Genomic DNA, 11,911 nt, shown 5'->3' with positions numbered 1-11,911 from the left:
CCACCCTGCTATAATAAAGTATCTATCGTATACAAAGGAGTTTACGGATGAAACTTTCAATCGTCGGCACCGGGATGATCGCGCGCGAGGCTCTCGTCGCGCTGCGTGCCGTGCAGGGCATCGAGGTCGTGTGCATCTGCGCGCGTCCGCACAGCAGAGAAAAAGCTGCGGAGCTTGCGCGTGAGTTTGGTATCGCGCAGGTCATGACGGACTATGAAGAAATGCTCCGGTCACATATAGCGAATTTTGTCTATCTCGGCATCGTCAACAGCGCGCATTTTGACTATGCGCGGCGCGCCGTCGAGTCGGGCTGGCATGTGATCGTCGAGAAACCGTTTACGTCAACGCTCGCCGAGGCGGAAGAGCTGATCGCGCTCGCGCGTGCGGGGCGCCGCTTCGTTTTCGAGGCGGTTACGCCGCTGTTCCTGCCGAACTACGAGGGGCTCCTCAAGGCGCTGCCGCATCTCGGTCTTGTCCGTGCAGTACAGGCAAATTTCTCCCAGTATTCGAGCCGCTATGACCGCTATCTCGCGCGGGACGTCGCGCCCGCGTTCGATCCTGCATGTTCGGGCGGCGCACTCTATGATCTCAATGTATATAATTTGGAACTCATTATCTCTATGTTTGGTCGTCCGCAGAGCGCTGCCTATACTGCAAATATCGGCTTTAACGGCATCGATACCTCGGGGGTTATGACGCTGCGATATGACGGGTTTTTCGCGACGCTCACGGCGGCGAAGGACAGCGCGAGTCCGTCCTTTTTCATGGTACAGGGTGAGGCGGGGTGGCTGCGTGCCGACGGGACGCCGAACGAACTCGCCTCCTATACGGTATGCCTGCGCGGCGCCGCGCCTGAGACGCATACGCTGAACCGACACGCACACCGCATGACGCACGAGTTCGAGGCATTCCGCAGTATCTACGCGCGGGACGAATATACACGCGTGGAGGAGGGACTGCGCACAACGCGCGAGGTCATGGCAGTGATGGAGAAGGCACGCCATTTGGCGGGCATCCAGTTCCGCGCGGACTAGTGCGTCATGAGCGATATGATGATCGAGATGGAGGATCTCGTTAAAAAATTTCCCCATACGAACGAAGCACAGGAAAAATCGTGGAAGACTGCCGTCGCAGGCATCTCTCTCTCGGTCGGCGCGGGCGAGGTGTTCGGACTGCTAGGGCCAAACGGCGCGGGCAAGACGACCATCATCCGGATACTCACGATGCAGACGCGCCCGACGAGCGGGCGCATTCGTATCGGCGGGCGAAATCCGGAGACGGACGCGCAGGCGATCAAGGAGCGCATCGGCGTTGTGCCGCAGCATGTGAATTTTGACCAGGAGCTGAGCGTTTGGCAGAACCTGGAGCTGCACGCGCGTCTCCATCACATCGGGGCGGCGGAGCGGACGGCGCGCATCGAGCGGCTGCTCGCCGAGATGTCCCTGACGGAGGTGCGCAACGACGGGGTGCGCCGTCTCTCGGGCGGGATGAGCCGTCGCCTGCTCATCGCACGCGCGCTGATCCACGAGCCGCAGGTACTCTTCCTCGACGAGCCGACGGTCGCGCTCGACCCGCAGATTCGCCGCCGCATTTGGGACTTCGTGCGCGAGCTCGCGCGGCGCGGGGTGACGGTGTTCCTGACGACGCATTACATCGAGGAGGCGGAAGCGCTCTGCGACCGTGTCGCCATCATCAATAAGGGACTGCTCGTCGATCTGCGGACGCCGCGCGATTTCTGCGCGCACCTCGGCGATTTTGCGGTCGAGTGGGACGCGGAGGACGGGCGCGCTTACCGGTTTTTCCACACGCGCGAGGAGGCGCGCGCGCATGTGCGTCTCCTCGAGGAGCGGATGCGGCGTGTGCTCCTGCGCCCAACGAATCTCGAGGACGTGTTCATCGAGCTGACGGGGCGAAAGGAGGGGCTTTGATGTGCGGCGATATTTGGACGGTGTTTTGGCGGGACTGGATTGTCCTGCGGCGTCGCCTTGTGAAATATGTGCTGAGCCGGATGGTCTCGCCGTTCATGTTCCTCATCGCGTTTGGGTGGGGACTCGGACGGAGCATCGACGTCGGGAGCGGTTCGTATCTCGACTTTCTCGTGCCGGGGCTGCTCGCGATGAACTCTATGAACGTCAGCTTTAACGGCATCATCTCGGTGCACGCGGAGCGCATGTACCATCGGAGCCTTGAGGAGTATCTCATCGCCCCGATCCGCCCCGATGCGTTCGTCATCGGCAAGGTTGCGGGGGCGGTGCTGCGTGGGATGATCTCTTCGGTCATCATCATCGCGCTCAGCTGTCTCTTCGGCGCGCATTTTGCCGTCACGCCGCTCTTTGTGCTCGTCCTCATCATGAACTGCATGATCTTCGCCGAGGTCGGCTTCCTCGCGGCGATGTATATCACGACCTATGAGGAAATGGGGCAGGTCAACCTCTACATCCTCATGCCGATGTCCTTTCTCTGCGGGACGTTCTTCTCGACGGGCACGCTGCCGGACATCGTGCGGTGGCTTGTCGAGATCCTGCCGCTGACGCATACGAGTCATCTCCTGCGCTCGCTCGGCGGGACGGGCGAGTTCTCCGCGCTGTCGCTTGCGGTGGTCGCGGCATATGCGCTCTTTGGGCTGTGGCTCGGCACATGGAAATTTCGGCGTCTCACGGACTAAACTCTAGTAAGGAATACCCATGCAACGCTTTTTTCATCAGAGAGGTGCGGCGGCGGGCTGCGCGAATTTTTGCTGCACCAAAATCGAAGACTTCGGCGTCTCGTTCGGGACGTTTGAAGTCTTTTCGCATGTCAATCTGCATATCCACTGCGGCGAGCTGACGGCGGTCATCGGTCCCAACGGCGCGGGCAAGAGCACACTCCTGCGCGCCGTTCTCGGCGAGGTGCCGCACACGGGGACGCTGCGTTTCGTCGACGCGGACGATCGGCGGGCGGGGAAACCCGTCATCGGCTATGTGCCGCAGTACCTGCGGTTCGATGTCAGCGCGCCGACGAGCGTCATGGATCTCTTCATGGCGTGCCTGACGCAGCGTCCCGTCTGGCTGTGCGGGGCGGGACGCTGCCGCGTGCGCGCGGAGAAGAGTCTCGCCCGCGTCCGGGCGGCGCACCTCATCGACCGGCGCCTCGGCGCACTCTCAGGCGGGGAGCTCCAGCGCGTGCTCCTCGCGCTCGCGCTTGATCCCATGCCGAACCTGCTTCTGCTCGACGAGCCGGTCTCGGGCGTCGATCGGAGCGGGCTGATGCTCTTTTACGACATCGTTGCGGAGCTGCGCGCGCAGGAGGATCTCGCCATCCTCCTCATCTCGCATGATCTCGGCATGGTCGCGCGCCATGCGGATCGGGTTGTGTTGATGAACCGAGGGATTGCGGCACTGGGGACGCCCGCGGAGGTCTTTGCTGACCCGGAGATGGAGCAGATCTTCGGTATTCTGCCGGATGTGCGGCATCTCTGCGCCGCGCGGGAGGAGGGAGCGGCATGGAACTGATCTATCATGCGATGGAGACGGCGCTCCCGTTCTCGTGGATTTCCTATACATTCATGAAAAATGCGCTGCTCGCGGTGCTCCTCATGACGCCGCTCTTTGGGCTGCTCAGCACGATGGTCGTCTCGAGCCGCATGGCGTTCTTCTCGGACTCGCTCGGACACGGTGCGTTCACGGGTATCGCCGTCGGCACCATCGTCGGGATCGTCTCACCGCTCGCCGCGCTCGTGATTTTTTCCACGGCGTTTGCACTCCTCATCACCTACATTAAGCGGCGCACGGCGGCGTCGGCGGACACCGTTATCGGTGTCTTTTCCTCCAGCGCGATTGCCGTCGGGCTGATGCTGATGAGCAGGGGCGGGGGATTTTCGAAATATTCGCCGTTCCTCATCGGGGACATCCTCAGCATCACACCCGCCGATCTAGCGGGCTTGCTTGTCGTGGACGTGCTCGTCGTCTGCGGCTGGGCGCTGCTCTTTAACCGGCTGCTGCTCCTCTCCGTGAACCCGTCTTTTGCGCGCAGCAGGGGCGTTTCCGTCTTTACCGTCGAGGCGGCGTTCGCCGTCCTGCTCGCCGTCGTCGTCGCCGTCAGCATCCAGTGGGTCGGCATCCTCATCATCAACGCGCTCCTCGTCCTGCCGGGCGCAGCGGCTCGTAACCTCGCCCGGAATGTAAAGGAGTACCATGTCCTCTCCGTCTCCGCCGCGCTCGTCTCCGGGCTCGCAGGACTGTTCTTTGCCTATACGCTCGGCATCGCCGCGGGCGCGTCCATCGTGGCAACCGCATCAATCTTATTTTTCCTCTCGCTCGCCGTGCGCGTACGGTATCGGCGGTGACGGGCGTCAATACTCTGTTTTTTTTAAGAATTTTGTGCTAAAATACCAAACAAATAAGAGATCGAAAAGGAGGAAGTTCCTATGAACATCACGATCGGCAGCGATCATGGCGCAGTGGAGCTCAAAGACGAGGTTAAGATGGTGCTCCGTGAGTTCGACGGCGTACACGTAAAGGATGTAGGGACGTTCGGCAGGGACGCGGTGGACTACCCGGACATCGCGCGCGAGGTCTGCGCAGACGTCACGAGCGGGCGCGCCGACCGCGGCATCCTGCTCTGCGGCACGGGCGTCGGCATCTCGATCGCGGCGAATAAGATCGACGGCATCCGCGCCGCGCTCTGCGGCGATGTCTACACGGCGATGATGTCGCGGCGGCACAACGATGCGAACGTGCTCGTCCTCGGCGGGCGCGTGCTCGGCTTTGGCCCGGCGGGCGAGATTGTGCGCGCGTGGATGCGCACGGAGTTCGAGGGCGGGCGCCACATGCGGCGCATCGAGAAGATAATGGCACTGGAGAATAAGGAAGCGTAAGGAGAATTTTGCATGAGCATGATGGACAGTCTCGCACAGGCGGACGCGCAGGCATTTGAGGCAATCGAAAAGGAGCTGAACCGTCAGCGGACGAAGCTCGAGCTGATCGCCTCGGAGAACATCGTCAGCCGCGCGGTCATGGAGGCGCAGGGGAGCGTTCTCACGAACAAATATGCCGAGGGCTACCCCGGCAAGCGCTACTATGGCGGCTGCGAATACGTTGATATCGTGGAACAGCTTGCGATCGACCGCGCGAAGGAGCTGTTCGGCGCCGCGTGGGCGAACGTCCAGCCGCATTCTGGGGCACAGGCGAACATGGCGGTGTTCTTTGCACTTCTCTCGCCGGGCGATACGATTCTCGGCATGAACCTCACGGACGGTGGGCATCTGACACATGGCAGCCCCGTCAACTTCTCCGGCTCGTATTTCAAGGTCATCCCCTACGGCGTCGATAAGGAAACCGAGCGCATCGACTATGCGGCGCTCGAACGTCTCGCCGAAGAGCACCGTCCGAAGATGATCATCGCGGGCGCGTCCGCCTACGCGCGCATCATCGACTTTGAGCGCATCGGTGCGATTGCAAAGAAGGTCGGCGCGTATTTCATGGTCGACATGGCGCACATCGCAGGACTTGTTGCCGCAGGAGAGCATCCGAGCCCCGTCCCCCATGCGGACATCGTGACCACGACCACACACAAGACGCTGCGCGGACCTCGCGGCGGCATGATCCTCGGGCGCGATGAGGCGCTCGGCACGAAGATCAATAAGGCGGTATTCCCCGGCATTCAGGGAGGTCCCCTGATGCACGTCATCGCGGCAAAGGCAGTCGCGCTCGGCGAAGCTCTGCAGCCCTCGTTCAAGGAATACGGCGCACAGGTCGTAAAGAACGCCGCCGCACTCGCGGACGAACTCATGCAGCGTGGTTACCGCATCGTCTCGGGCGGCACGGATACACACGTCATGCTCGTCGATCTTACGAGCAAGGACATCACGGGCAAGGAAGCGCAGAATCTCCTCGATGAGGTCAATATCACGGCGAACCGCAATACCATTCCGTTTGAGCCGCGCAGTCCGTTCGTCACGAGCGGTATCCGTCTCGGCTCGCCCGCGCTCACCACGCGCGGATTCAAAGAGGAAGATATGCGCGAAGTGGCGCGCATCATTGCACATGTGCTGGATGCGCCGGCAGACGAGAGCCGCCGCGCCGAAGCACGCGCGCGCGTCGACGCTCTTTGCAAAAAATATCCGCTGTATGAATAAAATGCCGGTTTTGACGAACAAGAGAAGAAAGGAAGTCCCCCTTATGGCTGAAGCGTTCCACCCGTCTGAAATACCAAGCCTGCACATTGTCGATCATCCGCTGATTCGGCACAAGCTGACCATCATGCGGATGAAGGAGACGGGGACGAAGGAGTTCCGCGAACTCCTCTCCGAGATCGCGATGCTCATGGCGTATGAGATCACGCGCGACTTCCCGCTGCGTGACGTCGAGATCGAGACGCCCGTCGCGCCCTGCCGGGCGCAGGTGCTTGAGGGGAAGAAGCTCGGTGTTGTTCCCATTCTGCGCGCAGGTCTTGGGATGCTCGACGGCATTCTCTCGCTCGTGCCCGCCGCGCGCGTTGGGCATATCGGGCTCTATCGCGACCCTGAGACTCTTGCGCCTGTCGAATACTATGCAAAACTCCCGACCGGCATCGAGGATCGCACGCTCATCGTCCCCGACCCCATGCTCGCCACGGGCGGCAGCGCCTCGGCGGCACTGACACTGCTCAAGGAAAAAGGCGCGAAGAACATCATCCTCATGTGTCTTGTCTCCGCCCCCGAGGGTATTCGCCGCGTCGCCGCCGACCATCCCGATGTCCCCATCTATGTCGCTGCCGTCGACGACCGGCTCAACGATCACGGCTACATTGTTCCCGGACTCGGTGACGCCGGTGACCGTATTTTTGGTACTCTGTAAAGTGTTCATATAACAAAAACGGGGCTGATGTACGATGTCCATTCGTACATCAGCCCCGTTTTTCGTCTTCATATGGCGGAGAGGGTGGGATTCGAACCCACGGTGCGTTGCCGCATCACCGGTTTTCAAGACCGGCTCCTTAAACCGCTCGGACACCTCTCCGGGGGAAACGGTCTTTATTTTAGCAAAGAGGGGCGATTCCTGTCAATAGGCGCGCACCGGGGAAAATTATTTCGCAGGCGGCAATCCGCTTTTGCGCAATGAGAGAAGGTAACCGAACAATGTACCGACGGCGGCGGGGAGCGCCCATCCCATGCCGAGCGCGGCAAAGGGGAGCATGTCGCCCGTAGCGCGGAGCGCGTTATAGGCGGGCAGGATCTCCCGAATGCCCGGCGGCAGCGCACGCAGGAGGTCAAACACGGCGGCGATGCCCGTGCCGATCATGCCGCAGACGAATACGCTGCGCCGGTAGCCGATTTGTGATTCGAGCAGGCACAGGACGATGAGCATCATCGAGATCGGATAGAGGAAGTAAAGCGCGGGCAGCGAGTAACCGATGATGCGGCTGAGCCCCACATTTGCGACGGCGCAGGAGAACAGGCAGAATAAGATCACATAGACGCGGTAGGAGCATGCACGTGGGAAGAGCTGTGCGAACGCGGTACTGCACGCGGTGATGAGTCCGATGGAGGTCTTGAGGCAGGCGAATGTGATCGTAATGCCGAGTAGGATGCTGCCGAACGAGCCAAAATAATAGAGTGCGATGTGATGGAGCACGTCGCCGCCGTTCGCATCGATGCCGTAAACGCTGCGGCTCTGCGCGCCGACGTAGGTGAGCGCGGCATAGATGACGACCATGAGGAGCGCGGCAAGCGAGCCGGAAACGATTGTCCCGTAGGAAATATCGCGCGGTTCAGAAAGTCCGAGCAGGCGAATCGAGCGGATGAGGATGTTGCCGTAGGCGAGGACGCCGAGCACGTCCATCGTGTTGTAGCCCTCAAGCAGTCCCTTGAAGAAGCTGTGCGATTCGTAAGCAACAGTCGGCATGAGCGCCGTCGCATCGCCCATTGGAGCGAGCACGGCGGCGCAGATGAGGATGCCGAGGAAAAATAAAAAGAGCGGTGTGAGCACCTTGCCCACCCATGTCAGAATGCCGGACGGGCGGAAGGAGAAGTAGAGCGTAACGGCGAAAAAGCTCAGGGAAAAGATGAGGAGTGCGGCACTTTGCTCCTCCGGGGAGACGAAGGGGACGATGCCCACCTGAAAGGAGACGGTAGCAGTGCGCGGGATCGCAAAGAGAGGCCCGATCGCGAGGTAGAGTGCGCAGGTAAAGAAGTAGGCGAAGCCATTGCCGACCTTCCTGCCCATGGCAAAGAGGTCTTCGCTCTCCGATAGTCCCATCGCGGCGACGGCGAGGAGCGGCAGACCGACGCCCGTGATGCAGAACCCGACGAGTGCGGGGAGCATCTCGCGCGCCGCCGCCTGTCCCATCGCGGCGGGGAAGATCAGATTGCCTGCGCCGAAGAGCAGCCCGAACAGCATAGAGGCGACAAACATATACTCTTTTTTGCGCAGACGGTGTTTCATAGCTCATCCATTCTTTTGTGATAGAAAAATAATGTCGTAAAATTATAACAGGCAGAATAGGAATTTGTCAAAGATACAATTACTTGCTATAATATACCTTGTATCATGCGGTGCGGGAAGGAGTTGTGAGCGTATGCGAATCGCCCTGTTCGACTCGGGGCTGGGAGGACTGACGGTACTCGGACACGCGCGCCGGGCACTGCCGGACGAGGAGTTCTTATTCTTTGCAGACCGCGACCATGTGCCCTATGGGACAAAGACGGTCGACGAGGTGCGCGGCTTCGTGCGTGACGCCTTCCGCTTCCTCGTGGAGGAGGAGCGCGTGGAGGCAATCGTCATCGCGTGCAACACGGCGACGTCTGTCTCTGCGGACGAAATGCGCCGCTGCTACGACATTCCCATCATCGGGATGGAGCCCGCCGTGAAAAAGGCGCTCGATGCCGACCGAACGCGCCGCGTGCTCGTGACGGGAACGCCCATCACCGTGCGCGGGGAAAAGCTGCATCGCCTGATCGATACCTACGATGCAAATCATCTCGTCGATCTGCTCCCGCTGCCGCGTCTCGTGGAGTTCGCGGAAAATCAGGAGTTCGTCTCGCCGCACGTGGAGGAGTATCTGCGCACGGCGTTGGCCCCGTTCGACCTTGCGCAGTACTCGGCGATCGTACTCGGTTGTACGCATTTTAATTTTTTTAAGGATACAATGCGGTCGCTCATGCCGGAGACGATGACCTTTGCCGACGGCAACGACGGCACGGTGGAGGAACTGGCGCGCCGCGCAGGACTTACAACGCAGCCGGAGGGGGAGCGCACGGCGCACTGCACGTTCTTTCGCTCCGGACGGCGCGTTGCGGGGGCACAGGAGCTTGCGCGCATCGAGAGCTTTATCAGCCGTGCCGAGCGCATGGAGCTGATCAACTGACGGAAAGGAGCATTCATGCCGATCACGGTAGAACATCGGGTGAATTTTTACGATACGGACGCGATGGAGGTCGTGCATCACGCGAACTATATCCGCTGGTTCGAAATTGGGCGGGTCGCGTACCTGCGGCGCATCGGCATCACGCTCGGCGCACTGATGGACGCGGGCTATGTCTTTCCCATCATCAAGGTGGGGGCAGAGTTTCACGCGCCCGGGCATTTTGACGACACGCTCCGCATTGAGACGACGGCGACCGCGCTGACCAAGGCGAAGATGGCGTTCACCTACCGCATCCTCAATGAAGCGGGGGAGCTCCTCGTCACAGGCATGTCGGAGAACGTCTTTACGAAACGGGATACGGGGCATATCACGCGCCTGCCGAAGGAGTTTTATGAGCCGCTCGAGGCGGCGATGCGCGCGGAGAAAGAAGGGCGGAATATCGATGCCTGAACTAAATCTTATATTAGACTGTATTGCTCTTGCGATATTGCTTCCTCTCCTGCTGAGAGAGATCGTATTTGCCTATTTCGGCAGGGAAGAAATCGTTCTGCAACTTGACGAAATGACGGACTTTTCCGTTGTGGAGCGAACGCCGGAGCGACTTGTCATTGCGGCGACGCTTCCCGTTGTCAATGAGGGGAAACAATGCGGAACGATCATGGACGCGATCCTGCGCGTACAGCTCCCCTATGAGCAGTATGACGGCGCGCTCGTGCGCGGCAAGGTGGAGCTCGAGGGCGCGCCGCGCGCGGATGATTATTTCGAAGCCGTGCTGATTCAGAAGAAGGAGCGCATCAATCTCGTACTGAAGCTTTCCATCGAGCCGCGCGGCGGGCGTGCGCTTGAGGATGCGATTGCGCACCTCGTCGATTTTCGCTCCGATCTCATCTATCAGGAGACGGGGCGGACGCCCGTGCATTACGAGAAAGCGATCATCATGATGGGGGCGGACGAGATCGCCGCACTTGCGGGCGTGACGCTCCTGCAGGAAGGAGGTGCGCAGCATGGCTGAGTTCAATATTATCCCTGTGCCGACGCGCATCCTGACCGAGGAGGACGACATCGCCGAGGCGATCGCATACTACGCCGGAGCAGAGGTCACGGGGGACGATCTCGTCTGCTGCGCCGAGAGTGTCGTCGCCATTACGCAGGATCGCTATGTATTCCCGGAGGAACTTGAAATTTCGGGCATGGCGGAGTTCTGCTGTCGCTTCATTCCCGACTATGGGAGTCTCGCGAGTCCGCACGGGATGCAGGCGCTCATGGACGTCGAGGGGAAATGGCGCGTGACGGCGGCGCTCTTTGCGGGATTCCTCGCAAAGCTCGTTGGGAAAAACGGCATGTTCTACAAATGGGGCGGCAAAGAAGCCGCGATGATCGACGACGTGACGGGGACGATGCCGCCGTTCGACAAGGCGATTGTCTACGGTCCCGCCGAGCCCGACCGCGTGGCGCAGGAGATCACGGAGCGCGTCGGCGCGTTCGGAGCGATGGTCGCCGACGTCAACGATCTGAAGCGCTCGCGTGTCGTGGGCGTCTCGGCGGGCATCGACGGTGCACTTGCGGCGCAGCTTCTGCTCGATAATCCGTTCGGCAACGATTCGCAAAAGACGCCGATCTGCATCATAAAGAACTACAGACAGTATCAGGAGGGAGAAAGGGCGTAAACGCCGCGCCCGTCCCTATGGCAGCGGAACGCAGGGAGTATGTGCGGCGGCGCAGACTTCGGTGTTTCGCTTTTTTGATGAATGAACGATATGAATGACGAGAGGGGATTTATTTCATGCCGAGAAGAGATCTGAGACGCCACGATCAGCTGCGTCCCGTACGCATCGAGCGCGGCTATCAGCGGTATCCGGCCGGCTCTGCGCTCATCGAGATGGGGCATACGCGCGTCGTCTGCTCCGCGAGTGTGGAGGAGCGCGTGCCGTTCTTTTTGAAAGGCAGCGGGACGGGCTGGGTCACGGCGGAGTATGCGATGCTCCCGGGCGCGGGAACGGAGCGCACGGCGCGCGAAGCGATGCGCGGACGTCAGACGGGGCGCACGCAGGAGATCCAGCGGCTCATCGGGCGCGCGCTGCGCGCGGTGGTGGATACGCGCGCGCTCGGTGAGCGGACGATTCACATCGACTGCGACGTCGTGCAGGCGGATGGCGGCACGCGTACGGCGTCGATTACAGGCGCGTTTGTTGCGCTCGTCGAGGCGTGTGCGACGTTCTATACGAAGCGCGGCGTTTTCCCTGTGCGCGACTACACGGCGGCGGTCAGTGTCGGCATCGGCGCGGAGAATACGCCGCTGCTCGATATTTGCTACGAAGAGGATGCTCAGGCGATGGTTGATATGAATCTCGTGATGACGGGCGCGGGCAGCTTCATCGAGGTGCAGGGGACAGGCGAAGGGCGCGCGTTCTCGCGCGCGGAGATGAACGCGCTCCTCGATCTCGGCGAGCGCGGCATACGAGAGCTCATCGACGTGCAGAAAAGGGCGCTCGGCGAGACGCTTTCATGGCTGCCGGGGCGGGAGGGCTGACGATGGAAACGATCCTGATTGCAACGTCAAATGCGGGGAAAGTCCGTGAGATGGAGA

The 11,911-nt window shown here is 60.8% G+C and carries 14 protein-coding genes and 1 tRNA gene; 13 read left to right on the top strand and 2 right to left on the bottom strand.

Annotation, left to right across the window (positions count from 1 at the left end; all coding sequences use genetic code 11):
* Positions 1-47 precede the first annotated feature (47 nt).
* The 8 genes from HMPREF9162_RS05380 to upp all read left to right on the top strand — a co-directional run bounded on the left by HMPREF9162_RS05380 (position 48) and on the right by upp (position 6,815).
* Positions 48-1,034: a Gfo/Idh/MocA family protein gene (locus HMPREF9162_RS05380; protein WP_009438701.1), complete on the top strand. Its 987-nt coding sequence runs from the start codon at positions 48-50 to the stop codon at positions 1,032-1,034.
* Between the two features lie 6 nt (positions 1,035-1,040).
* Positions 1,041-1,928: an ABC transporter ATP-binding protein gene (locus HMPREF9162_RS05375; protein WP_175282249.1), complete on the top strand. Its 888-nt coding sequence runs from the start codon at positions 1,041-1,043 to the stop codon at positions 1,926-1,928.
* Positions 1,928-2,665 carry an ABC transporter permease gene (locus HMPREF9162_RS05370; protein ID WP_009438903.1) on the top strand — a complete coding sequence of 246 codons (738 nt, stop codon included), beginning with the start codon at positions 1,928-1,930 and terminating at the stop codon, positions 2,663-2,665. The genes HMPREF9162_RS05375 and HMPREF9162_RS05370 overlap by 1 nt, the downstream gene beginning before the upstream one ends.
* 19 nt (positions 2,666-2,684) lie before the next feature.
* Positions 2,685-3,491, top strand: a complete 807-nt coding sequence (locus HMPREF9162_RS05365) for a metal ABC transporter ATP-binding protein (protein ID WP_009438917.1) — start codon at positions 2,685-2,687, stop codon at positions 3,489-3,491.
* The gene (locus HMPREF9162_RS05360) at positions 3,482-4,324 is read left to right on the top strand and encodes a metal ABC transporter permease (protein ID WP_009438634.1); all 843 of its coding nucleotides are present in this window, start codon (positions 3,482-3,484) and stop codon (positions 4,322-4,324) included. The genes HMPREF9162_RS05365 and HMPREF9162_RS05360 overlap by 10 nt, the downstream gene beginning before the upstream one ends.
* An 81-nt stretch (positions 4,325-4,405) precedes the next feature.
* On the top strand, positions 4,406-4,855 hold the full coding sequence (gene rpiB, locus HMPREF9162_RS05355) for a ribose 5-phosphate isomerase B (RefSeq protein ID WP_009350538.1): 450 nt from the start codon (positions 4,406-4,408) through the stop codon (positions 4,853-4,855).
* A 12-nt stretch (positions 4,856-4,867) separates the two neighbouring features.
* Positions 4,868-6,115, top strand: coding sequence for a serine hydroxymethyltransferase (gene glyA, locus HMPREF9162_RS05350; protein ID WP_009438759.1), 1,248 nt, complete (start codon positions 4,868-4,870; stop codon positions 6,113-6,115).
* A gap of 43 nt (positions 6,116-6,158) precedes the next feature.
* Entirely contained in the window at positions 6,159-6,815 is a 657-nt protein-coding gene (upp, locus tag HMPREF9162_RS05345) for a uracil phosphoribosyltransferase (RefSeq protein ID WP_009438636.1), read from the top strand.
* Between the two features lie 73 nt (positions 6,816-6,888).
* Here the strand turns inward: upp and HMPREF9162_RS05340 are convergent.
* Positions 6,889-6,977: transfer RNA gene (locus tag HMPREF9162_RS05340), tRNA-Ser, on the bottom strand.
* 66 nt (positions 6,978-7,043) lie between these two features.
* Positions 7,044-8,402 (bottom strand): branched-chain amino acid transport system II carrier protein, encoded by a 1,359-nt coding sequence (gene brnQ / locus HMPREF9162_RS05335; protein WP_009438876.1) that lies wholly within the window; start codon positions 8,400-8,402, stop codon positions 7,044-7,046.
* A gap of 133 nt (positions 8,403-8,535) precedes the next feature.
* Between brnQ and murI the strand changes: the two genes are divergently transcribed.
* The 5 genes from murI (at position 8,536) to rph (ending at position 11,854) form a co-directional block, all read left to right on the top strand.
* On the top strand, positions 8,536-9,324 hold the full coding sequence (gene murI, locus HMPREF9162_RS05330) for a glutamate racemase (protein WP_009438853.1): 789 nt from the start codon (positions 8,536-8,538) through the stop codon (positions 9,322-9,324).
* Between the two features lie 15 nt (positions 9,325-9,339).
* Positions 9,340-9,774 (top strand): thioesterase family protein, encoded by a 435-nt coding sequence (locus HMPREF9162_RS05325; RefSeq protein ID WP_009438750.1) that lies wholly within the window; start codon positions 9,340-9,342, stop codon positions 9,772-9,774.
* Positions 9,767-10,336, top strand: a complete 570-nt coding sequence (locus tag HMPREF9162_RS05320) for a hypothetical protein (RefSeq protein WP_009438684.1) — start codon at positions 9,767-9,769, stop codon at positions 10,334-10,336. Before HMPREF9162_RS05325 ends, HMPREF9162_RS05320 begins: the two co-directional genes overlap by 8 nt.
* Positions 10,329-10,991 (top strand): coenzyme F420-0:L-glutamate ligase, encoded by a 663-nt coding sequence (locus tag HMPREF9162_RS05315; RefSeq protein ID WP_009438600.1) that lies wholly within the window; start codon positions 10,329-10,331, stop codon positions 10,989-10,991. The genes HMPREF9162_RS05320 and HMPREF9162_RS05315 overlap by 8 nt, the downstream gene beginning before the upstream one ends.
* A 116-nt stretch (positions 10,992-11,107) precedes the next feature.
* A complete protein-coding gene (gene rph, locus HMPREF9162_RS05310; RefSeq protein ID WP_009438705.1) occupies positions 11,108-11,854 on the top strand; it encodes a ribonuclease PH in 747 nt (248 codons plus the stop codon).
* Positions 11,855-11,911: the final 57 nt, after the last annotated feature.

The sequence above is a fragment of the Selenomonas sp. oral taxon 137 str. F0430 genome (assembly GCF_000183625.1).
Taxonomy (GTDB): Bacteria; Bacillota; Negativicutes; order Selenomonadales; family Selenomonadaceae; genus Centipeda; species Centipeda artemidis.
Note: the sequence above shows the minus strand (reverse complement) of the source record. Positions and strands in the feature narration are given on the sequence as shown.

Excerpts from the sequence above, each read along its gene's own strand:
- HMPREF9162_RS05315 (WP_009438600.1), top strand. The coding sequence starts at position 10,329 with ATGGCTGAGTTCAATATTATCCCTGTGCCGACGCGCATCCTGACCGAG.
- HMPREF9162_RS05325 (WP_009438750.1), top strand. The coding sequence starts at position 9,340 with ATGCCGATCACGGTAGAACATCGGGTGAATTTTTACGATACGGACGCG.
- HMPREF9162_RS05320 (WP_009438684.1), top strand. The coding sequence starts at position 9,767 with ATGCCTGAACTAAATCTTATATTAGACTGTATTGCTCTTGCGATATTG.
- rph (WP_009438705.1), top strand. The coding sequence starts at position 11,108 with ATGCCGAGAAGAGATCTGAGACGCCACGATCAGCTGCGTCCCGTACGC.
- HMPREF9162_RS05380 (WP_009438701.1), top strand. The coding sequence starts at position 48 with ATGAAACTTTCAATCGTCGGCACCGGGATGATCGCGCGCGAGGCTCTC.
- upp (WP_009438636.1), top strand. The coding sequence starts at position 6,159 with ATGGCTGAAGCGTTCCACCCGTCTGAAATACCAAGCCTGCACATTGTC.
- HMPREF9162_RS05365 (WP_009438917.1), top strand. The coding sequence starts at position 2,685 with ATGCAACGCTTTTTTCATCAGAGAGGTGCGGCGGCGGGCTGCGCGAAT.
- murI (WP_009438853.1), top strand. The coding sequence starts at position 8,536 with ATGCGAATCGCCCTGTTCGACTCGGGGCTGGGAGGACTGACGGTACTC.
- glyA (WP_009438759.1), top strand. The coding sequence starts at position 4,868 with ATGAGCATGATGGACAGTCTCGCACAGGCGGACGCGCAGGCATTTGAG.
- HMPREF9162_RS05370 (WP_009438903.1), top strand. The coding sequence starts at position 1,928 with ATGTGCGGCGATATTTGGACGGTGTTTTGGCGGGACTGGATTGTCCTG.
- brnQ (WP_009438876.1), bottom strand. The coding sequence starts at position 8,402 with ATGAAACACCGTCTGCGCAAAAAAGAGTATATGTTTGTCGCCTCTATG.
- rpiB (WP_009350538.1), top strand. The coding sequence starts at position 4,406 with ATGAACATCACGATCGGCAGCGATCATGGCGCAGTGGAGCTCAAAGAC.
- HMPREF9162_RS05360 (WP_009438634.1), top strand. The coding sequence starts at position 3,482 with ATGGAACTGATCTATCATGCGATGGAGACGGCGCTCCCGTTCTCGTGG.
- HMPREF9162_RS05375 (WP_175282249.1), top strand. The coding sequence starts at position 1,041 with ATGAGCGATATGATGATCGAGATGGAGGATCTCGTTAAAAAATTTCCC.